At 69.8% G+C, this 24,494-nt stretch carries 21 protein-coding genes; 11 read left to right on the top strand and 10 right to left on the bottom strand.

Annotated elements, in window-relative coordinates:
• Positions 1-3: 3 nt before the first annotated feature.
• The 8 genes from ABD743_RS41145 to ABD743_RS41110 all read left to right on the top strand — a co-directional run bounded on the left by ABD743_RS41145 (position 4) and on the right by ABD743_RS41110 (position 8,770).
• A complete protein-coding gene (locus ABD743_RS41145) occupies positions 4-1,107 on the top strand; it encodes a substrate-binding domain-containing protein (RefSeq protein WP_344729646.1) in 1,104 nt (367 codons plus the stop codon).
• Positions 1,104-1,883 (top strand): ATP-binding cassette domain-containing protein, encoded by a 780-nt coding sequence (locus ABD743_RS41140; protein ID WP_344729644.1) that lies wholly within the window; start codon positions 1,104-1,106, stop codon positions 1,881-1,883. The genes ABD743_RS41145 and ABD743_RS41140 overlap by 4 nt, the downstream gene beginning before the upstream one ends.
• On the top strand, positions 1,880-3,148 hold the full coding sequence (locus ABD743_RS41135) for a sugar ABC transporter permease (RefSeq protein WP_344729642.1): 1,269 nt from the start codon (positions 1,880-1,882) through the stop codon (positions 3,146-3,148). The genes ABD743_RS41140 and ABD743_RS41135 overlap by 4 nt, the downstream gene beginning before the upstream one ends.
• Before the next feature lie 387 nt (positions 3,149-3,535).
• On the top strand, positions 3,536-4,849 hold the full coding sequence (locus ABD743_RS41130) for an MFS transporter (protein ID WP_344729640.1): 1,314 nt from the start codon (positions 3,536-3,538) through the stop codon (positions 4,847-4,849).
• Positions 4,850-4,859: 10 nt separating this feature from the next.
• Complete coding sequence (locus tag ABD743_RS41125; protein WP_344729638.1) at positions 4,860-6,059, top strand: CaiB/BaiF CoA transferase family protein; 1,200 nt, start codon at positions 4,860-4,862, stop codon at positions 6,057-6,059.
• Positions 6,060-6,104: 45 nt separating this feature from the next.
• A complete protein-coding gene (locus ABD743_RS41120; protein WP_344729636.1) occupies positions 6,105-7,010 on the top strand; it encodes an HpcH/HpaI aldolase/citrate lyase family protein in 906 nt (301 codons plus the stop codon).
• 15 nt (positions 7,011-7,025) lie between these two features.
• The gene (locus ABD743_RS41115) at positions 7,026-8,372 is read left to right on the top strand and encodes an LLM class flavin-dependent oxidoreductase (protein WP_344729634.1); all 1,347 of its coding nucleotides are present in this window, start codon (positions 7,026-7,028) and stop codon (positions 8,370-8,372) included.
• Complete coding sequence (locus ABD743_RS41110; protein ID WP_344729632.1) at positions 8,369-8,770, top strand: NUDIX hydrolase; 402 nt, start codon at positions 8,369-8,371, stop codon at positions 8,768-8,770. Before ABD743_RS41115 ends, ABD743_RS41110 begins: the two co-directional genes overlap by 4 nt.
• Before the next feature lie 63 nt (positions 8,771-8,833).
• On the opposite strand, the gene ctaD is transcribed toward ABD743_RS41110, so the two are convergent.
• Both ctaD and ABD743_RS41100 read right to left on the bottom strand, forming a co-directional pair.
• The gene (gene ctaD, locus ABD743_RS41105) at positions 8,834-10,588 is read right to left on the bottom strand and encodes an aa3-type cytochrome oxidase subunit I (protein ID WP_344729630.1); all 1,755 of its coding nucleotides are present in this window, start codon (positions 10,586-10,588) and stop codon (positions 8,834-8,836) included.
• A gap of 267 nt (positions 10,589-10,855) precedes the next feature.
• Positions 10,856-11,581, bottom strand: coding sequence for a TetR/AcrR family transcriptional regulator C-terminal domain-containing protein (locus ABD743_RS41100; protein WP_344729628.1), 726 nt, complete (start codon positions 11,579-11,581; stop codon positions 10,856-10,858).
• Between the two features lie 194 nt (positions 11,582-11,775).
• Here ABD743_RS41100 and ABD743_RS41095 point away from each other — a divergent pair, with 194 nt between their 5' ends.
• The 3 genes from ABD743_RS41095 to ABD743_RS41085 all read left to right on the top strand — a co-directional run bounded on the left by ABD743_RS41095 (position 11,776) and on the right by ABD743_RS41085 (position 15,422).
• Entirely contained in the window at positions 11,776-13,110 is a 1,335-nt protein-coding gene (locus ABD743_RS41095; protein WP_344729626.1) for an MFS transporter, read from the top strand.
• A gap of 306 nt (positions 13,111-13,416) precedes the next feature.
• Positions 13,417-14,820, top strand: coding sequence for an FAD-binding oxidoreductase (locus tag ABD743_RS41090; protein WP_344729624.1), 1,404 nt, complete (start codon positions 13,417-13,419; stop codon positions 14,818-14,820).
• An 86-nt stretch (positions 14,821-14,906) separates the two neighbouring features.
• On the top strand, positions 14,907-15,422 hold the full coding sequence (locus tag ABD743_RS41085; protein WP_344729622.1) for a lipocalin-like domain-containing protein: 516 nt from the start codon (positions 14,907-14,909) through the stop codon (positions 15,420-15,422).
• A gap of 19 nt (positions 15,423-15,441) precedes the next feature.
• Here ABD743_RS41085 and ABD743_RS41080 read toward each other — a convergent pair whose 3' ends face one another.
• From ABD743_RS41080 to ABD743_RS41045, 8 genes are all read right to left on the bottom strand, one after another.
• On the bottom strand, positions 15,442-16,581 hold the full coding sequence (locus tag ABD743_RS41080; protein WP_344729620.1) for an enoyl-CoA hydratase/isomerase family protein: 1,140 nt from the start codon (positions 16,579-16,581) through the stop codon (positions 15,442-15,444).
• The gene (locus ABD743_RS41075; protein WP_344729619.1) at positions 16,578-17,339 is read right to left on the bottom strand and encodes a FadR/GntR family transcriptional regulator; all 762 of its coding nucleotides are present in this window, start codon (positions 17,337-17,339) and stop codon (positions 16,578-16,580) included. The genes ABD743_RS41080 and ABD743_RS41075 overlap by 4 nt, the downstream gene beginning before the upstream one ends.
• Before the next feature lie 198 nt (positions 17,340-17,537).
• Positions 17,538-18,119 (bottom strand): hypothetical protein, encoded by a 582-nt coding sequence (locus ABD743_RS41070; protein WP_344729617.1) that lies wholly within the window; start codon positions 18,117-18,119, stop codon positions 17,538-17,540.
• A gap of 14 nt (positions 18,120-18,133) precedes the next feature.
• Positions 18,134-19,822: an L-lactate permease gene (locus tag ABD743_RS41065; protein WP_344729615.1), complete on the bottom strand. Its 1,689-nt coding sequence runs from the start codon at positions 19,820-19,822 to the stop codon at positions 18,134-18,136.
• A 48-nt stretch (positions 19,823-19,870) separates the two neighbouring features.
• A complete protein-coding gene (locus ABD743_RS41060; RefSeq protein ID WP_344729613.1) occupies positions 19,871-21,583 on the bottom strand; it encodes a methylmalonyl-CoA mutase family protein in 1,713 nt (570 codons plus the stop codon).
• 32 nt (positions 21,584-21,615) lie between these two features.
• The gene (meaB, locus tag ABD743_RS41055; RefSeq protein WP_344729611.1) at positions 21,616-22,557 is read right to left on the bottom strand and encodes a methylmalonyl Co-A mutase-associated GTPase MeaB; all 942 of its coding nucleotides are present in this window, start codon (positions 22,555-22,557) and stop codon (positions 21,616-21,618) included.
• Positions 22,554-23,975 carry a phenylacetate--CoA ligase family protein gene (locus ABD743_RS41050; RefSeq protein WP_344729776.1) on the bottom strand — a complete coding sequence of 474 codons (1,422 nt, stop codon included), beginning with the start codon at positions 23,973-23,975 and terminating at the stop codon, positions 22,554-22,556. The genes meaB and ABD743_RS41050 overlap by 4 nt, the downstream gene beginning before the upstream one ends.
• A complete protein-coding gene (locus ABD743_RS41045) occupies positions 23,975-24,421 on the bottom strand; it encodes a cobalamin B12-binding domain-containing protein (RefSeq protein ID WP_344729609.1) in 447 nt (148 codons plus the stop codon). The genes ABD743_RS41050 and ABD743_RS41045 overlap by 1 nt, the downstream gene beginning before the upstream one ends.
• Positions 24,422-24,494 lie beyond the last annotated feature (73 nt).

The following is a 24,494-nucleotide window of genomic DNA, read 5'->3' as shown; positions in this document are numbered from 1 at the left end:
GTCATGAGCAATGGTGCTCTCCGTAGTCGTCATCTGGGCAAGGCCCTCGCCGTCGCCCTAGCGGCCGTGGTGACCGCAGGTCTCACCGCGTGCGCGGACGTCAGCGATGGCGGCGGTACGCCCGCGGCGGGTGGCGGCGAGACGCAGAACGCGAAGGTCGCGTTCCTCATGCCCGACATCGCCTCCACGCGCTACGAACTGGCCGACCGGCCATTGTTCGAGGCCAAGGTCAAGCAGCTGTGTGCGGGCTGCGAGGTGGTCTACGCCAACGCCAACAGCGACGCCGCCCAGCAACAGCAGCAGGCGAACTCGGCGCTTGCGCAGGGTGTCAAGGCGATCGTGCTCGACCCCGTGGACTCGACGGCGGCAGCGAGCATCGTCACCACCGCGCGAGCCCAGGGCGTGCCGGTGATCGCCTACGACCGCCCGATTCCGGACGTGCCGGCCGACTACTACATCTCGTTCGACAACGAGGCGATCGGCGCCATGATCGCGAAGTCACTGGTGGACAAGCTCAAGGCCGACGGCGTCCAGGGCGGGCTGCTTCAGGTCAACGGCTCGCCCACCGACGCGGCGGCCGGTCTGATCAAGAAGGGCATCCACTCCTCGATCGACCCCAGTGGCCTGCCGCTGCTCGCCGAGTTCGACACCCCCGACTGGGAACCGTCGAAGGCGCAGGACTGGGTGAGCGGCCAGATCACGAAGTTCGGCCCGCAGATCGTGGGCGTCGTCGCGGCCAACGACGGCACCGGAGGCGGCGCCATCGCCGCGTTCAAGGCCGCCGGCTCCCCGGTGCCGCCGGTGACGGGCAACGACGCCGAGCTCGCCGCCGCGCAGCGGATCATCGCGGGCGACCAGTACAACACCATCTCGAAACCCATCAAGATCGTCGCCGAGGCCGCTGCCACCACCGCGCTCCAGTTCGTCAACGGGGAGCGCCCGGCCGGCAAGACCACCCTGTTCAACACCCCCAGCGAGCTGTTCACGCCGACCGTGGTGACCAAGGAGAACCTCAAGGAGGTGCTGATCGACTCCGGGGAGATCAAGGCGTCGGACCTGTGCACCCCCGAGTACGCCACCGCCTGCAGCCAGGCCGGGCTCGCATGACGGCCGGCGGACCGGTGCTGGCGCTGCGGGGCATCAGCAAGAGCTTCGGTGCGGTCGCCGCCCTGACCGACGTGGACCTCGACGTCGCACCTGGCCAGGTGGTGGCTGTCGTGGGCGACAACGGTGCCGGCAAGTCCACGCTGGTGAAGGTGCTCGCCGGCGTCCACCCGCCCGACTCCGGAACGATCACGTTCGGCCGCGAACCGGTGAGCATCACCGACCCGGCGGCGGCCCATGCCCTCGGGATCGCCACCGTGTTCCAGGACCTCGCCCTGTGCGAGAACCTCAACGTCGTCGAGAACCTGTTCCTCGGCCGCGAGCTTCGCCGTCGCCGCCTCGACGAGGTGACGATGGAAACGCGGTCGTGGGAGCTCTTGCGCCAGCTCTCGGCGAAGATCCCCACCGTCCGCGTGCCGGTGGCGTCGCTCTCGGGCGGCCAGCGCCAGACCGTGGCGATCGCCCGGTCGCTGCTCGGCGACCCGAAGATCATCATTCTCGACGAGCCGACAGCGGCGCTCGGCGTCGCGCAGACCGCTGAGGTGCTCAACCTCATCGAGCGGCTGCGCGAGCGAGGGCTCGGCGTGATCATGATCAGCCACAACATGGAGGACGTCCGGGCGGTGGCCGACTCCGTGGCCGTGCTGCGGCTGGGACGCAACAACGGGGTCTTCGACGTCGCGTCCGTGACATCCGAGGAGATCATCGCCGCGATCACCGGGGCCACGGACAACGCCGTCACCCGTCGGGCGGCCGCTCAGGCGGGAGGCCGGCCGTGACCGACATCCACAGTGGTCCGCAGGCGCCGCCGGCCTCGGGAGAGGCGCTCGACCAGCAGGACGAGCGGCTGCGCCGGTCCGTCGGGGTGCGCGGCGCGGTCGCCGGGTCGTTGGAGCGGATCCGGTCCGGCGACCTCGGCGTGGTGCCCGTCGTGGCGGGGCTCGTGGTGATCTGGACGGTGTTCCAGGTGCTCAACCCGATCTTCCTGTCGCCGGCCAACCTCGTGAACCTCGCGATGGAGAGCGTCGCGGTCGGCGTGATCGCGCTCGGCATCGTGGCGGTGCTGCTGGTCGGGCAGATCGACCTGTCGGTCGGGTCGGTCAGCGGCCTGGCCGCGGCGATCCTCGCCGTGACGTTCGTGAGCCACCACCTGCCCGTGTGGGTCGCGCTCCTCGCCGCGGTCGCGGCCGGATGCGCGATCGGGTTCTTGTACTCGCAGATGTTCACGCGCTTCGGGGTACCGAGTTTCGTCGCGACGCTGGCCGGGCTGCTCGGGTTCCTCGGTGCACAGCTCTGGCTGCTCGGCGCGGCCGGCGCGATCAACCTGCCCTTCACCTCCGGGCTGGTGTTCTTCGCGCAGCTCGCGTTCGTGCCCGAGGCGCTGTCGTACGTGCTCGTGCTGGTCGCGGCGGCAGGACTGTTCGCCAGCCGGTTCCTCCTGGCGCGGGAACGCCGCCGGGCCGGGCTGTCCGCACGCTCCACGCAGCTCATCGCGGCCGAGAGCGCCGCCGTACTCGTCGGGCTCGGGGCCGCGGTCTGGTACCTCAACCGGGGTCGCGGCGTCGGCTGGATGTTCGTGCTCTTCGTGGCGCTCGTCGTGGTGATGCACTACCTGCTCAAGCGCACCGGGTGGGGCCGGTCGGTGTACGCGGTGGGCGGCAACGTGGAGGCCGCGCGCCGCGCCGGCATCAACGTGAACCAGGTCTACATGTCGGTGTTCGTGCTCTGCTCGGGGCTCGCCGCGCTCGGCGGCGTGCTCGCGGCGGCACGGCTGGCAGCGGCGAACCAGAGCAGCGGTGGCGGCGATGTCAACCTCAACGCCATCGCGGCCGCGGTGATCGGGGGCACGAGCCTCTTCGGGGGGCGCGGCAACGCCTTCGCGGCACTCCTCGGGATCCTGGTGATCCAGTCGATCTCCAGCGGACTGACGTTGCTGAACCTCGACAGCTCGTTCCGGTTCATGGTGACGGGGCTGGTGCTCGCCCTGGCGGTGGCCCTCGACTCGGTGGCGAGACGCAGCCGCGCGTCGCACGGACGGGCGTGACCGGTCGGACGGACGGGGGCGGTGGCGCGGGGGTGGCCACCGCCCCCGCGACGTCTCCGACCGTTTCGGGCATTCCGACACTCGATGAAGACAGCGCAATAAAGAATGCGATCAGGACAATTATTCGACATTGACGCCGGCCGCGCCGGATGATGTACTGGAGAAGGTAAAGTACAATATTTCACATTTCCCGGTGCAGGATTTCCTACAATGACGTCGAAGGCGGACCGCGTGCCGGGCACGCCGCACCGCCGTCTCGTTCCCCCGAACCTCCTGGTCACCGGCTCCCGGGCCCGGTGGCCGGACGGCGCACGACCTGAACCGCCCACACCCGCATCCGCCGCAGGTCGCCCCCGCTGCACACGGACGTGCCAGGAGGATCAGCTCATGTTCAGAACCCGCAGGCGCTGGCTCGTCGCGGCGTTCGTTCTCGCGATCACCGCGATCGCGTACATCGACCGGGTCAACCTCTCGATCGCGGCCCCCGTGCTCACCAAGGAGTTCCACACCAACGCCGCGGTCATGGGTCTGCTGCTGTCCAGCTTCACCTGGACCTACACCCTGCTCAACCTGCCGGCGGGCATGCTCGTCGACCGCGTGCGCACGCGGATCCTCTACTCCGCCGCGCTCCTGATCTGGGCGGTGTCGAGCTTCCTCACCACACTGGCCGGATCCGTGGCGGCGATGTTCGGCCCCCGGCTGCTCCTGGGAGTCGGCGAGGCGCCGTTCGCCCCCGCCGCCATCAGGACGCTCGCCGACTGGCTGCCGAAGTCGGAGCGTGGCACGGGGAGCAGCATGTTCATCTCCGGCGTCGCGCTCGGCACCGCGGTCGGGCCGCCCGGGCTCGCGTTCCTGGTCAGCACGTACGGCTGGCAGAGCTGCTTCATCGCATCCGGCACGCTGTCGCTGCTGGCAGCGGTGATCTGGTACGCCTGGTACCGCCATCCCCTCGAGGACAGCAGGCTGACCGGGCGCGAGCGCGAGCTCATCGTCGCCGACCAGGAGCCCCCGCAGCAGGAGGGCCGGGCCCCGTGGAGCGCGATCATCAGGCACCGCGACATCTGGGCCATCACGAGCGGGTACTTCTGCCTGCTCTACATCCTCTACACGTTCATCACCTGGCTGCCCAGCTACCTGGTGCAGGACCGGGGCATGACGGTGCTGAGCTCGGGCTTCACCACCTCGATCCCGTGGATCTGCGCGTTCGTCGTCGGACTGCTCGGCGGCCGGATCTCCGACGTCGCCGTGCGCCGGGGCGTGTCCTCACTGGACGCACGCAAGATCGTGCTGGTCGGCGGGATGGTGGCGGCGCTGGCGATCCTGGGCACCGCCTACTCCGCGTCGGCGACCGTGGCGGTGCTCTGCCTGTCCGTCTCCACCTCCGGCATCATCTTCTCCAACGGCGCGGTCTGGGCCGCCACCACGGACGTCATGCGGAGCCTGAACCTGTCCGGTTCGGCCACGGGTTTCGTCAACGGGCTGGGCAACGTCGGGGGCATCCTCGGACCGATCGTCACCGGGGCGCTCGTCTACGCGACGGGCTCCTTCGTCGTCCCGCTCGTGGTGGCGGCCGGCCTCGCGCTCGTCGGCGCGCTCGCGTGGGCGTTCGGCATGCGCAGCTCGCCCGCGGCATCGCCGGCGGGTCGACCGATCGCGGGGATGGGAGACGCGCGGTCCAGCGCGGCCGGAGCCGGATCATGAGGAGGAACCGATGACCACCGAGAGCGCGCTATCCGGGATCCGGGTGGTCGACGCCGCCACCCTCGCCGCCGGACCGCTGGTCGCCACCTGGCTCGCAGAGTTCGGCGCCGAGGTGATCAAGATCGAGCAGCCCCGCGGCGGCGACCCGCTGCGGCAGTGGGGCGCACAGAAGGACGGCGTCGGGCTGATGTGGAAGAGCCTGGGACGCAACAAGAAGTCGGCCACACTCGACCTGCGTCAGGAAGCGGGGCGGGACCTGCTGCGTGAGCTGGTGAGCCACAGCGACGTGCTGATCGTGAACCTGCGGCCGTCCACGCTGAACCGGTGGGAGCTCGACTATCCACGCCTCGAGGCCGACAACCCGGGCCTGGTCATGCTGCACGTGTCCGGGTTCGGGGCGGGCGGTCCCAAGAGCGACCGCCCGGGGTTCGGCACGCTCGGGGAGGCGATGAGCGGGTTCGCCCACATCACCGGGCATCCCGACGGCCCGCCCACGCTGCCGTCGTTCATGCTCGGCGACGGCGTCGCCGCGCTGACGGCCACCTACGCGGTGATGATGGCGCTGTATCACCGTGACGTGCACGGCGGCGGCGGTCAGCACATCGACATCAACCTGATCGAGCCCCTGGCCCGGCTCATCGAGCAGCCCGTGCTGACCTACGACCAGCTCGGCACCGTGGCCGGGCGCACGGGAAACCGCTGGGACATCAGCGCCCCGCGCAACGCCTATCGCACCAAGGACGGGTACTGGCTGGCGATGTCGGGCAGCGCGCCCACCATCGCGATGCGGGCCCTGCGAGCGGTCGGCCGCGCCGACCTGACCGAGGACCCGCGCTTCGCCGAGGCCCAGCAGCGGCTGGCCAACGCCGCCGAGATCGACCGCGTGATGGGCGAGTGGATCGGCGAGCGCACCCTCGACACCGTGATGGACGTGTTCGATCAGGAGCAGGTCGCCGCCGCCCCGATCTACGACGCCGAGCAGCTCCTCGCCGACCCCCAGATGCAGGCCCGCGGTGTCTACGCCGCCCAGGCCGACCCCGACCTGGGCTCGATGCGTGTCCAGGGCCCGGTCCCCCGGTTCTCCGAAACGCCGGGCCGGGTCGAGCATCTGGGTCCCGCGCTGGGCGAGCACAACGACGAGATCTATCTGGACCTCCTCGGCCTCGACGCGGACCGCTACCGCCGGATGCAGGCCGACGGTGTCATCTAACGCCGCGCCGATATCCCCACAACGCCAGAGGAAGAAGTGCGAGAGATGACCGTCCGGGCCCGCCGCTCCGAGCTCGCCACACCCGCGAGCAACGAATGGATGTTCGCGAAGGCCGCCGCATCCGGCGCCGATCTGGTGTTCCTCGACCTGGAGGACGCCGTTGCCCCGGCCGAGCGGGAGGCCGCGCGAGGGAAGGCCGCCGCGGCTCTGCGGGATCTCGACTGGGGTCGCACCGTGCGCGCGATCAGGATGAACGGCGTCGACACCCGCTGGGCGCACGGTGACGTGATCGAGGTCGTCACCGGCGCGCGCGAGGCCCTCGACGTGATCATCGTGCCGAAGGTCCGCAGCGCGCGGGACGTGTGGTGGGTCGACGTGCTGCTCACCCAGCTGGAAGAGGTACTGGGACTGCAGAAGCGCATCGCGCTCGAGGTGCTCATCGAGGAGACCGAGGGCCTGCAGAACGTCGCCGAGATCACCAGGGCCAGCGATCGGCTGGAGGCCGTGATCTTCGGTGCCGGCGACTTCTCGGCGTCCCAGGGCGCCCGCGTGGACACCAACTTCGATCCGGTCGTCGACTATCCCGGCGACATGTGGCACTACGCCAGGGCGCGGATCGTCGTGGCTGCCCGGGCGGCGGGCATCGACGCGATCGACGCACCGTTTCCCGCCTACCGCGATCCCGAGGCCTACCGCAGTGCCTGCGACCGCGCCGCGGCGATGGGATACGTCGGCAAGTGGGCCATCCACCCCAGCCAGGTCGAGCCGGCGAACGCAGCCTTCGCACCCACCCGTGACGAGATCGCACACGCCCGGACGGTCGTGGCGGCCTACCGCGAGGCGGAGGCGACCGGCCGCGGCGCCACCGGGCTCGACGGGATGCTCGTCGACGCCGCCCACCTGCGTCTGGCCGACAACATCACCCGCCGGGCCGAACTGCTCGGACTCTGACCAGGAAGGGCACACATGTCGTCAGCACCTCGACAACGCCGGATGACCCTGGTCGGCTTCATGCAGGCCGGCAACGTGACCGTCTACTCCGGGTCCTGGCGGTACCCGTCCGCGGACCTGTCCTTCCTCGACCTCGGGTATTACCAGAAGATCGCGCGCACCCTCGAGGAGGGGAAGTTCGATCTCGTGTTCTTCGACGACCGGCTCGCCATGCCCGGCGTCTACGGCGACTCGGTCGCCGAGGCGGTGCGCTACGGCGCCCGGCCGATCAAGCTCGACCTGACGGCGATCCTCGGCGGGATCATCGGTGCCACCGACCGGATCGGGATCGGGGCCACCTACTCCACCACCTACTACGACCCGTTCCATGTGGCCCGCACGTTCGCCACCCTCGACCACCTGTCCCGCGGCCGGGCGGCCTGGAACGTCGTCACGTCGGTCAACGACTCCGAGGCACAGAACTTCGGACTGGAGCAGCACCTCGGCCACGACGAGCGCTACGACCGCGCCCAGGAGTTCATCGAGACCGTGGTCGCCCTCTGGGAGTCCTGGGATGACGACGCCCTGGTCATGGACCGGGAGACGGGGATCTTCGCCGATCCCGACAAGGTTCACGAGATCAACCACCGCGGGAAGTGGTTCAACGCCCGCGGGCCGCTCACCGTGCCGCGCACCCCACAGGGCAGGCCCGCGATCCTGCAGGCCGGCCAGTCCGGTCGCGGCCGGGAGTTCGCCGCCCAGTGGGCAGACCTGATCTTCACCGGCGACCCCGGCCTCGCGGTCGCCCAGCAGCACTACCGCGACCAGCGCGACCGCATCGCCGCGGCAGGCCGCTCGCCCGACGACGTGAAGTTCCTGCCCATGGCCTACACCGTGATCGGTGAGACCGAGGCGATCGCCGCGGAGAAGGAACGGCTGTTCCTCGAGAGCTACGTGCATCCGATGGCATCGCTGACGCTGCTCTCCGAGGTGCTGAACTACGACTTCTCCCAGCACGATCTGGACGACGTCGTCACCGAGGAGATGATCAACGCTGCCTCCGGCATCCGGGGCCTGGCCGACGGCGTCCGCCAGCACCTGGGCCGTGCCGACGTCACGGTGCGCGACCTGGCCGCGCATCGCGCCACCCTGCTCCAAGGTCCCCGTTTCGTCGGCACCGCCGAACAGGTCGCCGACCAGATGGAGGAGTGGTTCCTCGGCGGGGCGTGCGACGGGTTCGTCGTCGCGGCCACCCACCTGCCAGGGGCGTTCGAGGACGTCGTGCGGATGGTGGTGCCGATCCTGCAGCGCCGGGGCCTGTTCCGCACCGAGTACGAGGGCGTGACGCTGCGCGATCACCTCGGGCTCGCCCGGCCCTCATGACACCCACGGCGTTTCCCGTGTCCGTGAAAGGTGTCGTGGTCCGGGCGAACCGGGTGCTGCTCCTGAGGAACGAGCGTGACGAGTGGGAGCTGCCGGGCGGCCGGATCGAGATCGGCGAGACGCCTGAGGAGTGCGTAGCACGCGAGATCCGCGAGGAGACCGGCTGGACGGTCAACATCGGGCCGATCCTCGACAGCTGGATGTACCACATCGGGGTCGCCCCTCGGCACGTCTTCATCGTGACCTACGGCTGCCGGCCCGACACCGACGCCGAGCCCGTGCTGTCCGGCGAACACCGAGAGCTCGGGCTGTTCGGTCTCGACGAGACGGCGCAGTTGCGCATGCCCGCCGGATATCGCCGCTCGATCGCTTCCTGGTTCGTGCGACTGGGCACCTGAACGAACTCAGCCACGGTGCCGACGCAGGCGGCGTCGGCACCGTGGCTCAGTGGGACCGATGTCCTACCTGGAGCGCGGATCCGCGTCGGGCTGCGTCTCCCCCGCCGTGCCCTGCGCCGCCACCTCGTACGGCGACGCCCGGTGCCCGACGTGTGCCTCGTTGCGGAAGCGTTCCACCAGGTGCGGGTAGTGGAGCTCGAACGCCGGACGCTCCGAACGGATCCGCGGCAGCTCGGTGAAGTTGTGCCGCGGCGGCGGGCAGCTCGTGGCCCACTCCAGCGAGTTGCCGAAGCCCCATGGGTCATCGGAGGTGACCACGCGGCCGTAGCGGTAGCTGCGGAAGACGTTCCAGATGAACGGAAGCGTCGAGGCACCCAGCACGAACGCACCGATCGACGAGATCGAGTTCAGGATCGTGAAGCCGTCGGTCGGGAGGTAGTCGGCGTATCGGCGCGGCATGCCTTCGTTACCCAGCCAGTGCTGCACCAGGAACGTCAGGTGGAAACCGATGAACGTGAGCCAGAAATGGACCTTGCCCCAGGTCTCGTCCATCATCCGGCCGGTCATCTTCGGGAACCAGAAGTAGATGCCGGCGTAGGTGGCGAACACGATCGTGCCGAACAGCACGTAGTGGAAGTGCGCCACCACGAAGTAGGTGTCCGAGACGTGGAAGTCCAGCGGCGGGGAGGCCAGCAGGATGCCCGTGAGGCCGCCGAACAGGAACGTCGCCAGGAAGCCCAGCGCGAACAGCATGGGCGGCTCGAACGTGATGTGGCCCTTCCACAGCGTGCCGATCCAGTTCACGAACTTGACGCCCGTGGGCACCGCGATCAGGAACGTGGTGAACGAGAAGAAGGCCAGCATCACGGCCCCGGTGGCGTACATGTGGTGCGCCCAGACCGCCACCGACAGCGCGGCGATGCCGAGCGTGGCGTAGATCAGGCCCTTGTAACCGAAGACCGGCTTGCGGGCGAACACCGGGAAGACCTCGGACACGATGCCGAAGAACGGCAGCGCCACGATGTAGACCTCGGGGTGGCCGAAGAACCAGAACAGGTGCTGCCACAGGATGACGCCGCCGTTGTCGGGGTCGAACACGTGGCCGCCCAGGTGGCGGTCGACCAGCAGGCCGAACAGCGCGGCGGTGAGCAGCGGGAACGCGATGATGATCAGGATGGCCGTCACCAGGATGTTCCAGGTGAAGATCGGCATCCGGAACATCGTCATGCCCGGCGCGCGCATGCACACGATCGTCGTGACGAAGTTGACGCCACCGAGGATCGTGCCCAGACCGGACAGCGCAAGACCCACGATCCACAGGTCGGCACCCGCGCCGGGCGAGAACGTCACGTCGGACAGCGGCGTGTAGGCGAACCAGCCGAAGTCGGCGGCCCCACCCGGCGTCAGGAAGCCGCTGATGACGGTGAGCCCGCCGAACAGGAAGAGCCAGTACGAGAAGGCGTTGAGCCGCGGGAACGCGACGTCCGGCGCCCCGATCTGCAGCGGCACGATGTAGTTGGCGAAGCCGAACAGGATCGGCGTCGCGTACAGCAGCAACATGATCGTGCCGTGCATGGTGAACAGCTGGTTGTACTGCTCGTTCGACAGGAACTGCAGCCCCGGTACGGCCAGCTCACCCCGGATCAGCAGCGCCATCGCGCCGCCGGCCAGGAAGAACCCGAACGACGTCACCAGGTAGAGGATGGCGATGTCCTTGGGGTCCGTGGTCCGCAGCATCTTGAGCAGCACGGACCCCTTGGGGGTGCGTCTCGCCGGGTACGGGTGTGCTGCGATCGGCTTCGGTGCGACCGCGGTCAACGTGCGACCTCCTGCGCGAGGGCTGGTGTCTGCACTGGCATTGCCTCCTGCACTGGACCTCCGCTGCACTGCCCGGCGATCGGGACATATCGGGTGATCGCAGCTTAGCTCTACCAGACGTAGAGAACCCAGCCGGGTCGGGCACGGAACACCCATCCCTCGCCGAGGCCGCAATACAACCATCCCGCCCGGGGAGGACCGGAGGGTGGTCATCCCCGACCGTGGCCACGAGCCCCGGGCGGGCGGCGCCTGCTGGGGCGAGCGGACCTACCGGCGTGCCGGGTCGAGACCGGCGAGCATGGTGTCCAGCCCTCGGGTGAACAGCTCGTCGTCGCTCCACGCTTGGTCACCGAGGTGGCCGGAGGCGACCAGCGTCGGGTAGGTCGCCGGGCTGTCCTCGATGTGCCTGCGCGCCCCGTGACGGGCGTCGGGATCGTCGGTGCGCCGCCAGGTGGTCTCGGTGAGCGCGGATCCGATCACGTAGTTGGCGAGGCCGTGAGTGGCAGCCGCGAGCTCGACACCACTGAAACCGGCCCGCGCGAGCGCAGACTGGAGGAACTCGGTTCTGGCGAGCACGTTCGGTCCGAGCATCGGCCTGCCCAGCAGGCCCGGCGCCCATGGATGACGCAACATCGCGGCACGCCAACCGTGGATCAGCCCGCACGTATCGGTCCGCCAGTCCTCACTCACCTGCGGCAGCGCCACCTCGCCGAAGATGTGGTCCAGGGCGAGGTCGAGGACGTCCTCCTTGGTCGTGACGTGCCAGTAGACGGTTGTTGCACCCACGCCGAGGTGCTCGGCGAGCCTGCGCATCGTCAGCCGGTCGGTTCCCTCCCCGTCGAGCAGCTCGACCGCACCCTCGACGATGCGATCACGAGTCAGCGGGGGCGAGTTGCGGTAGCGACGGGGCTCGCGCAGCCACACCGCACCGGGGGTCCCGCTGGTGCGCCCACCCCGGCCGCCGGCCGCTGAACGGGAATCGGTCGCGTCCACGGCGCACACCCTAGTACCGTGCACCATCTCTAGACCAATGTTCGATAACCTGTCCAACGTTCGAGGAGCGGAGATGGCGCGGACTTCCGGGCGGTGGTGGGTGCTGGTCACGGCCGGCCTGGCCCAGCTGGTCGTGGTGCTCGACTCGGACGGTCGTGACCATCGCGCTTCCGTCCGCCCAGCAGGACCTGGCGATGACCGACGCATCCCGCAGCTGGGTCGTCACCGCGTACGCCCTGCCCTTCGGGGGCCTGCTCCTCCTCGGGGGAGGACTCGTCGCCCGCCTCGGGCAGCGACGCGCCTTCGTCGCGGGTCTCGCCGGTTTCGCCGTCGCGTCGATGGTCGCCGGCTCGGCGCCCACCGCGGCGCTGCTCTTCGCCGGGCGGGCAGGACAGGGGGCGTCCGCCGCCCTCTTGGCCCCGGCAGGCCTCGCGATCATCTCGACGGTGTTCGTCGAACCCCGTCAGCGCAGCCTCGCGTTCGGAGTGTTCGGCGCCCTGACGGGAGCGGGGGCCGCGGTCGGCCTGCTGCTCGGCGGACTGCTCACCGAAGTCCTGGGCTGGCGCTGGTGCCTCTGGATCAACGTCCCGATCGTCGCGGCCGCTGTCGCCGGTGCGTGGCTGGTGGTCCCTTGGTCGGCAGGACGCGCGGTCCGGCTCGACCTGCTCGGCACGGCGACCAGTGCCATCGGCATGAGTGCGACGGTGTTCGGGCTCACGGAGGTCGCCACGCGTGGTTGGGCCGATCCGCTGGTGCGGGCAGCCCTGGCGCTCGGGGTGATCGGTCTGGTCGCGTTCGGCATCGCCCAATTCAGGGTCGGCTCACCCCTGCTGCCACCCCGCGTCGTCCTCGACCGGACGCGTGGCGGCGCCTTCCTGGCGATCGGCCTGCCACAACTGGCGATGTTCGGGTTCTTCCTGGTGCTGACGTACTGGTTCCAGGAGATCCTGGGTTACCGCCCCCTCCAGGCCGGCCTGGCGTTCCTCCCTCTCGCCGTCGCCATCGCGATCGGCTCGACCGTGATCGCGGGCGGCCTCGGCCCCCGCCTTCCCGCTCGCGTTCTCATCACCTCGGGCCTCCTGGTCATGGCGACCGGAACGGGGCTGCTGATCGGACTCGACCCCACCGACCCGGCTCTCTACCTCACGCGGTTCCTACCAGCCGAAGCCCTCATCGGCCTCGGCCTCGGCTGCGCCCTCACCCCCGCGGTCAACGCGTGTACCCACGGCCTCCGACCCGCCGACACCGCGGCGGCCGCCGCCGCCGTCAACGCCGTGCAGCAACTCGGCGGGTCCGTCGGAACCGCCCTGCTCAACACGGTGGCCGCCGTGGTCACGATGCGCGGTCTACAGCGCTCCCCGGACTCCGCGTCCTCCGATCACCTCGTCTCGGCCACCGTCGCCGGGTTCGATGCCGCGCTCGTGACCGCGACGACGATCCTGGCCGCCACCGCCATCACCGTCGGGCTGGTCATTCCCTCGTGCCAGACCGCCGATCACCACTCGGCGATCGGGCCCGACGAGAAGTGACCGAGATATCGGCTACGACCATTTTCGCCCCGGAGCAGGACGTCGGCGCAACTCGTCGAATTGCGACCGATCGCGCATTCGATGAGCGCAGTGATTGACCTTGACGCCCTCGGCCACCTCCGGCATCGTCGGAACCGGCGTCGCCCACCGGAGAATAGCGCGCCACCAACGAGTACCCATGAGCCGGCAATGCACACGTGCAATGAGGCCCTAGATCCTGTTCTTCGCGGCTCCGGCAATCTCCTGGATCGAACCGAGTGGGTGCACGCGAAATCCGTCGTCCATGGCTACTGGAGGTAGTTGTACATGGCCAGCACACTCGCCGGCGGCACCGACACCCTGCGCGCGGCTCTGACCGGACAGCTCGTCACACCGGAGTCGTCCGACTACGACGACGTCAGGCGGGTGTGGAACGCCGACGCGGACGGCCACCCGGCAGTGATCGTCCGCTGTGAGTCGGACGCCGACGTGATGGCCGCGATCGGTTTCGCCCGTGAGGCCGGCCTCGAGATCGCGGTGCGCGGCGGCGCCCACAGCCTGGCAGGGATGTCCACCGTCGAAGACGGACTGGTCATCGACGTCAGCCTGATGAACAGCGTGCAGGTCGATCCGGCAGCCCGGCGCGTCAAGGTCGGTGGTGGCGCACTGCTCAGCGACATGGACGCTGCCGCCCAGAAGCACGGCCTCGCCGCACCCGCCGGCATGATCAGCCACACCGGGGTGGGCGGGCTGACCCTCGGCGGCGGCCTGGGGTGGCTCACCAGGAGGGCCGGGCTGAGCATCGACAACCTGGAGTCGGTGCGGGTGGTCACCGTGGCCGGACGGGTCGTGCGGGCCGCCGCCGACGAGAACCCCGAGCTGTTCTGGGCCGTCCGCGGCGGTGGCGGCAACTTCGGGGTGGTCACGCAGTTCGAGTTCCGCCTCCACGAGGTCGGCCCGAACATCCGGTTCGCCATGCTGTTCTACGGCCAGGAGCAGGGCGCCGAGATGTTCCGGCTCGGCCGCGAGGTCCTGGCCGACCTGCCCCGGCAGTTCACGCTGCTGATGGGCGCCATGAACGCCCCGGTGGCTCCGTTCGTCCCCGAGCAGTTCCACGACCAGCGTGGTTACGTCCTGCTGCTGGCCGACCTCAGCCCGGAGAAGCAGGGCGCCGAGGCGCACGACCAGGTGGTCGCCCGGATCCGGCAGCAGCTGCCGCCGCTGTTCGACACGGTCGGCCCGTTGCCCTTCGTCGAGCTGCAGAAGCTCTCCGACGAGAGGACGGCCTGGGGCCACTACTGCTACGAGAAGAGCGCGAACTTCGCCGAGCTCTCCGACGAGGTCATCGAGGTCCTCGTCGCGCAGGCACCGCTGCGGTCCTCGGCGCTGTCCATGTTCCTGATGGTCCGCCTGGACGGTGCCTACAGCGACGTCCCCGACGGCGACACCGCATTCGGCGGTATGCGCACACCCCAGTTCGCGCTGTTCATGACCGGCGTGTCGCTCGAGCACGCGCAGATGGCCACCGATCGCGACTGGGTGCGCTCCTGCTGGCAGGCTCTGCAGCCCTACGCCATCGGGATCGGCAGCTACGTCAACGCGATGACCGAGTTGGAGGACGACCGGGTACGGGCCGCCTATGGTGAGAAATACCCCCGGCTGGCCCGGATCAAGGCCGAGTACGACCCGCAGAACGTCTTCCACCGGAACCAGAACATTCTGCCCGGCTGAGCGGGCCGCATCCCGTTTCGGGATTCTTGCGAAGTTTCGGTGCGGCATAGGGTGGAGGGAAACCGCCGCACGAAATGGAGCACCCGATGCCGGAGAACGACGTCGCATCCGCACGGCCGCTGCAGGAACAGCTCGTCGGTGCGTGGGAACTGGTGTCCTACGAAGCACGCGGCGACAACGATGCGCCCACGGTCCATCCCCTGGGCGACGACGCCTCGGGGTACGTCATGTACACCCCGGACGGTCACGTGTCGGTACAGATCATGCGACCCGGGCGGCCTCCCTACCAGGTTGCAGGCCCCGGTGAGGGGACGCCCGCGGAGCGTGCCGAGGCCGCGGGCGGCTACCTGGCCTACTCGGGCTCGTATCGCGTCGTCGACAACTCGGTCGTCGTGCACGAGATCGACGTGAGCCTCCTGCCCAACTGGGTCGGGGAATCCCTTCGCCGCAAGGTGACGCTCGACGGCCGGAGGCTGGAGCTGACCACGATCACGCCCATCCTGATCGACGGCAGGCCCCACACCGCTGTGCTGATCTGGGATCGGGCGGAGGCCTCCGAGGCACGCAACGGTGGTGTCGTCCGAGCGTCCGGGAAGCGCTGACCTCGTACGTCGTCGAGGATCAGGGCTTCCCGGCGCTCCGGCCCAGCACCGGGCTCAGATCGAGATCCGCTGCGCCGAGCGGCGCGAAGTGCCTGTCGACCATCGCTCGTGTCACATCGCTCAGCCGCTGTGGCGACCAGACCGGGGATCGGCTCTTGTCGATCACCGCGGCGCGAATCCCCTCGACGAGGTCGGGACCGTCGAGGAAGCGGTAGCTGACCCGGAGATCCTGGACGAGGGTCGGTCCGAGCGCGTCGGCCTTGTGGGCTTCGTCGAGCCCGCACCAGGTGACGCACAGCGCGAGCGGTGACATCCGCGTGATCGCCTCGGCCGCGGCTCGCGCGGCCGGCTCGGGGTGGGCGGCGAGCCGCTCGACCACGGCGGGCACCTCATCGGCGTCGTAGCACGTGTCGATCCAGCCGCGGTGCGCCTCGAGCTCGCCCTCACCGAGCGCCGACGGTGCAACTGCGAGCGTTGCGATCGCATCCGCCGGATCCATCCGTTGCAGCAGGGGTAGGAGTTGCCCCAGTCGTTCCGACGGCACGACGGCGTCGGCGAACCCGGCGTGCACGGCATCCACCCCGCCCATCCGGGCTGCCGTCAGCGCGAGGTGAGCGCCGAGCTTCCCCGGGGCACGCGCTAGCAGGAGCAGCCCCCCGACGTCCGGGGCGAGGCCGAGCGCGACCTCGGGCAGCGCGAGCACGGACCGCTCGGTGACGATCCGGTGCCGGATGATGTGGCAGCCGATTCCGATCCCACCGCCCATGGTGATCCCGTCGAGGACGGTCACGACCGGTTTGCGGTAGTCGGCGATGAGGGCGTCGAGCAGGTACTCGGTACGCCACAGCCGTTCGGACACACCGCGGCGGTTCTGTGCGTCCTCGTAGATGACCCGAAGGTCCCCACCCGCGCAGAATCCGCGGCGGCCGGTGCCGTCGAGCACCACGACGTCGATCTGCGGGTCGGTTTCCCAGCGTCGCAACACCGTGTCGAGGGTGACCATCATGCGCAGGGACAGCGCGTTGATCGCCTCCGGGCGATCGAGGGTCAGTCGGCCGACCCGGCCGTGGCGGCGGACCCGGACGTGCCCGGGGTCGTCGCCCTCGTCAACGAATCCATCGGATCCGCCGGACGTGTCGGAGCGCGCCGACGGGCTCAACCGGCTCCCGTTCCCGGAGCGGCGGACCGATCGCCCCGCGCGACGTGCTCCTCGTAGAAGCGCCTGATGTGTTCCTCGACGAGCCGGGAGGCGCGGACGCGGTCGCGCGCCTCGATCGCCGCGATGATCCCCTCGTGTTCGTCCACGAGTTGGTCGGCCACGGCCCGCCAGTCGTCGAGCAGGGTGAACGCCGCGGCCATCTCCGACTTCACCGCGGCGCGCAGCGCCTGCATCAGGGTGGCGGCGAGGGCGTTGCCGGAGGTCTTGGCGATGCTCACGTGGAACTCGGCGTCCAGCTCGTTGAACTGGTCGGACGGGAGGCTGCGCGCCCGCATGCCCTCGTTGAGCTCGCGGAGCCGCGCGATGTCGTCGGCCGTGCTGTGCTGGGCGGCGCCTGCGGCAGCCGGCCCTTCCAGCTGCACGCGGATCTCGATGAGCTCGCCGAGGCTGATCTCGGCCAGCGCGACGTGCAGTCGCAGAAGGTTGCCGAGAGCCTCGGACGAACGGCCGGAGACGACCGACCCCGAGTCGCGTCCGGAACCCGCCTGCGCATCGATCACACCCATGGCCTCGAGCGCCCGCAACGCTTCACGGACGCTGGTGCGGCTCACACCGAGGATCTCGACGAGCTCGCGCTCGCTGGGAAGCTTCGCCCCGATGCGCAGCTCACCGTCCAGGATCTTGTCCTGGATCTGCGCGAGCACCTGCTCGTGGTTACGCAGCCGCCGCACCCGCTCCCACCCCGTCTCGGCGGTCACGACGATCGCTCCACCGCAGGCTCGGAGCGGCTACTGGGCTGGATGAGCACGGTGGGCTCGCCTTCTGGGGCACGGGACCCGTTGCGGAGCTGTGACGGGACAGGACTCCGCAGCCCGCGATCCGACGGCAGTGGCGCGATCCGGCATTCCTGGCACCGTCGACGACTTCGGCAGCGTACATCAGGACCTCAGTGTGGTCTAACCACGCCCGGACAACCAGGCATGACTCTCGCGCCGCGGCACGATCCGGGTGAGGTCCATGAGGCCGGATCCGTCGCCGCACCACCCCACCGGGAGCTGCTGCCGTTCGAGCAGCTCGCTCTCGAAGGCCACGACGAGCAACAGCTCGGCGAGAGCGTCGAGATAGGCGCCGGCACAGCTAACGTCCGGCACCGCGCCGCCGTGCACGAGCCGACGGACGCTGCGGGCGGCCCGGCGCACCGTCATCCGCGCGAGCCGGAGGAGCCCGACGGCGCTGGTGCTGCCCCCCAGCACGGCGAAATCGGCCGGCACGGGTTCGCTGCGGTGCTCGTCGACGGCAGCGAGCACCCGCTGCACGGCCGCAGCGTCGATGGCGCGATCGGAGCCGTCCGATCCGAGGGCGGACAGGTCGGCCGCGAGAGCCAGCAGGTCGCTCTGCACATCGCGCAACAGCAGGACGTACCGTTCGGGCACCGTGCCGCTGCACAACGCCGCGCCGACCGTGGCGTTCGCCTCCTCGACCTCCCCCACCGCACCCTCGCTCATCACCACGACCGAGTGCGTGTCCGGCGCAGACATGCTCCGCTCTCCCTTCATCGCACAACCATCCACGACAGGACGTGCGTCGACTGGAGATAGACCAGCAGGCACATCGCCACCACGAAGATCGCTGTGGGAACCAGCACCCGGCGCAAGAGCTCGCCCTCGCGCCCGGCGAGCCCGACCGCGGCCGCGCCGATCGCGAGGCTCTGCGGGCTGATCATCTTGCCGAGCACACCACCGGAGGTGTTGCCCGCGGCCAGGAGGATCGGCGAGATTCCGGTGCTGTGTCCGACGCTGACCTGCAGGGCACCGAAGAGCGAGTTCGACGAGGTGTCCGAGCCGGTGACGGCTGTGCCGAACCAGCCGAGCAGCGGTGCGAAGAGCGCGTAGAGGCTACCCGCTCCGGCCAGGAACAGGCCAAGCGTCGCCGTCTGGCCGGAGAGGTTCATGACGTAGGCCAGCCCGAGGACGGCCATCACGGTCACCCCGGCGCCGCGCAGCTGGTACAGCGTGTGGCCGTACGCCCGCACGAGACGCAGCGGTGAGATCCGCAGGGCCGCCCCTGTGAGAAGCCCGGCTATGAGCAACACCGTGCCGGAGGCGATCAGCCAGTCGAACTTGAACATCGTCAACGAGACCGGCGCCCCGGTGGGCGTGCGGACGTCCAGTCCCGGCCACCCGAACGTCACGGTCGGTGCGGAGAGCACCGCGGTCAGCACGGGGACCACTGAGAGCGCGAACAGCACGATGACGATCAGGTACGGCACGAAGGCGAGAAAAACCTGCCCGCCGCTGTCGCCGCCGGTGACCGCGGGTCCCGCGGGCCGCGACGCCGCGCCCGGTCCCTCCGGTACGAGCCTGGCGCCCGCCGGCATGCGTCCGCCGTCCGACCCGTCGTCCGGGATGCCTGCCGGCTGCCACACCTGCAGCAGGAGCAGCACGGAAGCCGCTGAGACCAGCGACGCCACGATGTCGACGAGCTGCACGGGCCCGTAGCTCGCCACCAGGAACTGCGCCACGGCGAACGTCACCCCCGCGACGAGCGCCGCAGGCCAGGCCTCCCGCAGGCCTCGCCTGCCGTCGAGCACCACGAGCATGACGAGCGGGACGAACACCGCGAGTATCGGCACCTGGCGGCCGGTCATCCCGGCGAGGTCGTCCACCGGCAGGCCCGAGACCTGCGCGAGCGTGGTGATCGGCAGCCCGACGGCCCCGAACGCGACCGGCGCGGTGTCGGCGATCAGCGCCACCGCACCGGCCTTGAGCGGCTTCATCCCGATCGCCACCAGCATCACGGCGCAGATCGCGACGGGCGCACCGAACCCGGCCAGCGCTTCGAGCAACGCGCCGAACGAGAACGCGATGATGACGCCCTGCACGCGCTTGTCCGCACTGATCCGTGCGAAGGCGCGGCGCAGCACGTCGAAGTGACCGGACTCCACCGTCAGGTGGTAGATCCAGATCGCGTTGATCACGATCCACAGGATCGGGTACAGCCCGTACGCCGCACCTTCCGCGGCAGCGTCCGCCGCGGCCGGAACGGGCATGCCGTCGACCAGCACCGCGATCACGAACGCGACCAGTAGCCCTATCAGCGACGCCAACCAGGCCCTGATCCGGAAGACCCCGAGGAGCAGGAAGAGCACGAGCAACGGGATCGCGGCGGCGAGGGCCGACCACCCGAGGCTCCCTCCGAGCGGGGCGATGACCTGCTGGTACACGACGACCTCCGACATCATCGGTGGAGTGCTGTGTCGGCCGTCGGCACGGCCGGGGTTGGGGAAAGGTCAGAACACCGGCGTCTCGGTGTAGGAGCCGAAGACACCGCGCAGCGCGCCCGTGATCTCACCCATCGACAGGTGCGCGCGTACGGCCTCGATCGTCGCGGGCATGAGGTTCGCGCTGTCGTCGCGCGCGAGGGTGAGGAGCCGCTCGAGCGCCGCCTCGGCCCGCTGCTGGTCGCGGTTCTCGCGCACCTGCTTCAGGCGGCCGATCTGGCGGGCCTCCGACTCCGGGTCGAGCTTGTGCACCTCGACCTTCTGGTCGTTCTCGGCGTCGACGTACTTGTTCACGCCGATCACCGGCCGGTCGCCGCTGGCCTTGCGGCGGGCGAAGTCGTAGGCGGTGTCGGAGATCTCGCGCTGGAAGAAGCCCTGCTCGATCGCCGCGACGACACCGCCCATCTCGTCGATCCGCGCCATGTAGTCGTCGATGCCCCGCTCGAGCTCGCTGGTGAGGTTCTCGACGTAGTACGAGCCACCCAGCGGGTCGATCACCGACGTCACGCCGGTCTCGTCGGCGAGGATCTGCTGCGTGCGCAGCGCCACCTTCATCGCCAGCTCGCTCGGGATCGTGTAGGCCTCGTCCAGCCCGTTCGTGTGCAGCGACTGGGCACCGCCGAGCACGGCCGATAGAGCCTGCAGTGCGGTACGGACGATGTTGTTGAGCGGCTGGGGCTTCGTCAGCGTCGCCGCGGCGGTCTGCGCGTGGAACCGCAGCCGCATCGACTGCGGGTTCTGCGCACCGAAGCGCTCGCGCATCATCTTCGCGTAGTAGCGGCGCACCGCCCGGAACTTCGCGACCTCCTCGAAGAGGTCGGCCTGGCTCACGAAGAAGAACGACAGGCGCGAGGCGAAGCTGTCGACGTCCACGCCTGCGGCGACGACGTCCTCCACGTAGGCCCGCGTGACGGCCATGGTGAAGGCGATCTCCTGCAGCGCGTTGGCCCCGGCCTCGCTGATGTGGTAGCCGCTGATGTTGACCGGGTTGTACCGGGCCATGTGCTCCGAGCAGTAGACGACCGTGTCGCGCACGATCCGCATGCTGGGGCGGATCGGGAAGACCCACTCCTTCTGCGCGATGTACTCCTTGAGGATGTCGTTCTGGATCGTCCCGGAGAGCTTGTTCAGATCGCAGCCACGGTCCTGCGCGACGGCCACGTACATCGCCAGCAGGATCCAGGCCGACGGGTTGATCGTCATGGAGACGCTGATCTTCTCCAGGTCGATCCCGTCGAACAGCGCCTCCATGTCCGGGAGCACGTCGATCGCCACGCCCTCGCGCCCGACCTCGCCGAGGCTCATCGGGTCGTCGCTGTCCAGGCCCATCAGCGTCGGCATGTCGAAGTCGACCGACAGCCCCGTCTGCCCCTGCTCGATCAGGTACCGGAACCGCGCGTTGGTCTCCTCCGCCTGCCCGAACCCGGCGATCTGGCGCATCGTCCAGTTCCGGCCGCGGTACATCGTCGGGTAGGGCCCGCGGGTGTAGGGGTAGCGCCCGGGCAGCCCGATCTCGTCCCAGCTCTCGGGCAGGTCGGCGGGGGTGTAGACGCGCTTGACCGGCAGCCCGCTCCCGCTGCGGTACTCCTCGCGGGACTCGGGGGCGCGCGCCACGAACGCGGCGAGCTCGTCGCCCTCCCAGTCCGCCACGTCGTCGGTGACGGCCTTGATCAGCTCGTCGCCCGCCAGCCTGCGGGTGGAGTCGGATCGGCTCTCGCTCATGGTGCTCCTCACTGATGTCGCGCCGTTGGGGATCAGGGCCTGCCGACCAGCCGCCGCGCTGCGCTCACGGGGTCACACCGCCGTTCGGTGACCGCGTCCACGGCTTTGTCGAAGTCGGGTAGGCCGGGCCGGAGCCGTTCGAGTACCAGCTCCTCGGCCATCCAGCGGATACGCGTGGCAGCGTTGCGCCGCTCCCGCGCCAGCCCTTCTCCGCTGCGGTCCATCCACGCCCGGTGCTCGTCGAACCGGTCGGCCAGCTCGGGCACCCCCGCCCCGGTCGCGGCGACCGTCTGCACGATCGGCACGTTCCACTGACCGGCCTCGCGGTGGGAGAGCCGCAGCATCTCGCGCAGTTCCGAGACGACCTTGTGCGCGCCCTCGCGGTCGGACTTGTTGACGACGTGCACGTCGGCGATCTCCAGCAGGCCGGCCTTGATCGCCTGCACGTCGTCGCCCATCCCGGGCACGCTGACCACGGCCACCGACTGGGCCGCACTGATCACGTCGACCTCGGCCTGGCCCACGCCGACCGTCTCGAGGATGATCACGTCCTTCCCCGCTGCCGCGAGCACGGTGATCCCGTCCAAGGCAGCGCGCGAGAGCCCGCCCAGGGCGCCACGGGTGGCGATCGAGCGGATGAACACGCCTCGGTCGCCGGACAGCTCCGACATCCGGATCCGGTCGCCGAGGATGGCGCCGCCGGTGAACACGCTCGACGGGTCGATCGCGATGATCCCCACGGTGCGGTCGCGCCTGCGGTACTCAGCGGTCAGAGCGCTGACGAGCGTCGACTTTCCGCTGCCCGGCGGTCCCGTGACGCCGAGCACGTGAGCGCCGCGGGGGACCGCGTGGAGTTCGGCCAGCATCTCGTTCACCCCGGCCGAGCGCCGCTCGACGAGGGTCAGGGCCCGGGCGACGGCGGCCTGATCACCGTCCAGGATCCGGGCGACGAGGCTGCGCCCGTTGGTCATCATGCGGTCCCGCCGTCACCTGTCCGCAGGATCTCGCCGAGCAGGTCGCGATCGTCGATCACGCGCTGGGCCTTGAAGTCGGTGCGCGGCAGGGTGTTGTGCTGCACGGGGACGACGTTCGCCCCGACGCCGAGCACGTGCCGGAGCCGGCCGGAGAGCCGGTCGGCCCACTCCCGACAGGCGTCCGCGGCGATCCCGGGACGGTGCTCCACCTGCACGGCCAGCACGTCCATCGCCGTCCCCCGGCTGATGACGATCCGGTGCTCCCCGCCGTAACCGGGGTCGGCCATGACCACGTCGTCGATCGCGCTGGGATAGATGTTCTCCCCGCGGATGATGAACATGTCGTCGATGCGCCCGTAGATGCCGCGGGGCAGGTACGGGTAGGTCCGGCCGCGGTCGGGCGACGGGGCTTCCCAGCGCGTCAGGTCACCCGACAGCAGCCGGATCATCGGCTGGCTGGTGCGTTCGAGGGTCGTGTAGACGGGCGTGCCCTCGCTGCCGTAGGACACCCGCCGCATCGACACCGGGTCGCACACCTCGGTGTAGACGAGGTCCTGCCAGCACAGCACGCCCGGCTCGGTCGAGCCGGAGCCGAGGTGCATCCACGGGCTGACCTCGGCCATGCTGCCCGAGTCGTGGACGTCGGCGTCGAATGCCACGGCGATGCGCGAGCGGATCGACGGCACGCTCGCTCCGGGTTCACCGGAGAAGAAGAGCTTCCGCAGGCCGAGCCCGGCAGGGTCGACGCCCTCGTGCCGTGCCGTCTCCGCCAGGTGCAGGGCGTAGGACGGCGTGCCGTAGAAGACTGTCGCGCCCATCTGGCGCATCCACTGGACGGTCCGTGCGGTCTGGCCCGTCTGGCCCGCCCCGAACGGGAACACGCGCGCGCCGAGTCGCTCCGCTCCGATGTAGGCACCCCACGAGCCCCAGTACAGGCTCAGTGGCGACCCGACGATCACGGTGTCCTCCGGCCGGATCCCCATCGCCCACATCACCCGGGCATGGGCGTTGGCCACGCTGCGCCAGTCGCGCTCGCTGATCCCGAACGCCGTGGGCCGTCCCGTCGTGCCCGACGTGCCGTTGATGTGCTTGACCTCGGCCGGGTCGACGCACAGGTAGCTGCCGAAGGGCTCGTTCGCCGCCTGGTCGGCGCGCAGCTCGGCCTTGCGCACCACCGGGACCTTCTCGAAGTCCTCCAGCGAGGCGATCGACGACGGGTGGATCCCCGCCTCGTCCCACTTGCGCCGGTAGAACGGTGAGTTGTCCCAGGCGTAGCCCATCACCTCGCGGATCCGGGCCAGGATCGCCTCGTCGCGCTCGTGCGACGGCATCGTCTCGCGGCGGGGGAACCAGTGCTCCTGACCCGCCGGCGGACGGTAGGTCTCGTCGTAGCGCGGCGGCCAGGACCACTGCTCCATCACGCGTCCCTCCCCGTGGCGCTGCCGACGGCCCGATCGCGGGCGAGGCGCCGGATCGTCGTCACAATGGTGTCGGGAGTGGTGTCCTGCCCCAGTACCTCGGCCACGCCCATCTCGCGCAGCGCCGCCTCGTCCTCGTCCGGCATCACGCCGCCTGCGACGATCGAGAAGGTCGGCCGGTCGGGCATCTCGGCCAGGAGCGCGAAGATCTTCGTGAAGATCGGCATGTGGGCGCCGGACAGGAGGCTCACGCCGAGGACGTCGACGTCCTCCTGCACGGCTGCCTCGAGCACCTGCTCCGGACTCCGGTGCAGGCCTGTGTAGATGACCTCCATTCCGGCGTCGCGCAGCGTGCGGGCCACCACTTTCACCCCGCGGTCGTGCCCGTCGAGGCCGATCTTGGCCAGCATGACGCGGATGGGCTCTTCTCCGTCGTCGGAGTACACGGTGCCTCCCTATTCGGCCTGACCGCGATGTGGTTAGACCATAAGCGCGCGTTCACCTCCCCGCAACGGTGCG

It is taken from the genome of Pseudonocardia yunnanensis (assembly GCF_039534065.1).
Classification (GTDB): domain Bacteria; phylum Actinomycetota; class Actinomycetes; order Mycobacteriales; family Pseudonocardiaceae; genus Pseudonocardia; species Pseudonocardia yunnanensis.
The sequence above is the reverse complement of the archived record's forward strand: the minus strand, read 5'-3'. Positions and strand labels throughout refer to the sequence as shown.

Bases quoted from the DNA above. Each gene is read 5' to 3' on its own strand.
- ABD743_RS41145 (WP_344729646.1), top strand. From the start codon at position 4: ATGAGCAATGGTGCTCTCCGTAGTCGTCATCTGGGCAAGGCCCTCGCC.
- ABD743_RS41140 (WP_344729644.1), top strand. From the start codon at position 1,104: ATGACGGCCGGCGGACCGGTGCTGGCGCTGCGGGGCATCAGCAAGAGC.
- ABD743_RS41130 (WP_344729640.1), top strand. From the start codon at position 3,536: ATGTTCAGAACCCGCAGGCGCTGGCTCGTCGCGGCGTTCGTTCTCGCG.
- ABD743_RS41125 (WP_344729638.1), top strand. From the start codon at position 4,860: ATGACCACCGAGAGCGCGCTATCCGGGATCCGGGTGGTCGACGCCGCC.
- ABD743_RS41120 (WP_344729636.1), top strand. From the start codon at position 6,105: ATGACCGTCCGGGCCCGCCGCTCCGAGCTCGCCACACCCGCGAGCAAC.
- ABD743_RS41115 (WP_344729634.1), top strand. From the start codon at position 7,026: ATGTCGTCAGCACCTCGACAACGCCGGATGACCCTGGTCGGCTTCATG.
- ABD743_RS41110 (WP_344729632.1), top strand. From the start codon at position 8,369: ATGACACCCACGGCGTTTCCCGTGTCCGTGAAAGGTGTCGTGGTCCGG.
- ABD743_RS41095 (WP_344729626.1), top strand. From the start codon at position 11,776: ATGACCGACGCATCCCGCAGCTGGGTCGTCACCGCGTACGCCCTGCCC.
- ABD743_RS41090 (WP_344729624.1), top strand. From the start codon at position 13,417: ATGGCCAGCACACTCGCCGGCGGCACCGACACCCTGCGCGCGGCTCTG.
- ABD743_RS41085 (WP_344729622.1), top strand. From the start codon at position 14,907: ATGCCGGAGAACGACGTCGCATCCGCACGGCCGCTGCAGGAACAGCTC.
- ABD743_RS41070 (WP_344729617.1), bottom strand. From the start codon at position 18,119: ATGTCTGCGCCGGACACGCACTCGGTCGTGGTGATGAGCGAGGGTGCG.
- ABD743_RS41065 (WP_344729615.1), bottom strand. From the start codon at position 19,822: ATGATGTCGGAGGTCGTCGTGTACCAGCAGGTCATCGCCCCGCTCGGA.
- ABD743_RS41060 (WP_344729613.1), bottom strand. From the start codon at position 21,583: ATGAGCGAGAGCCGATCCGACTCCACCCGCAGGCTGGCGGGCGACGAG.
- meaB (WP_344729611.1), bottom strand. From the start codon at position 22,557: ATGATGACCAACGGGCGCAGCCTCGTCGCCCGGATCCTGGACGGTGAT.
- ABD743_RS41050 (WP_344729776.1), bottom strand. From the start codon at position 23,975: ATGGAGCAGTGGTCCTGGCCGCCGCGCTACGACGAGACCTACCGTCCG.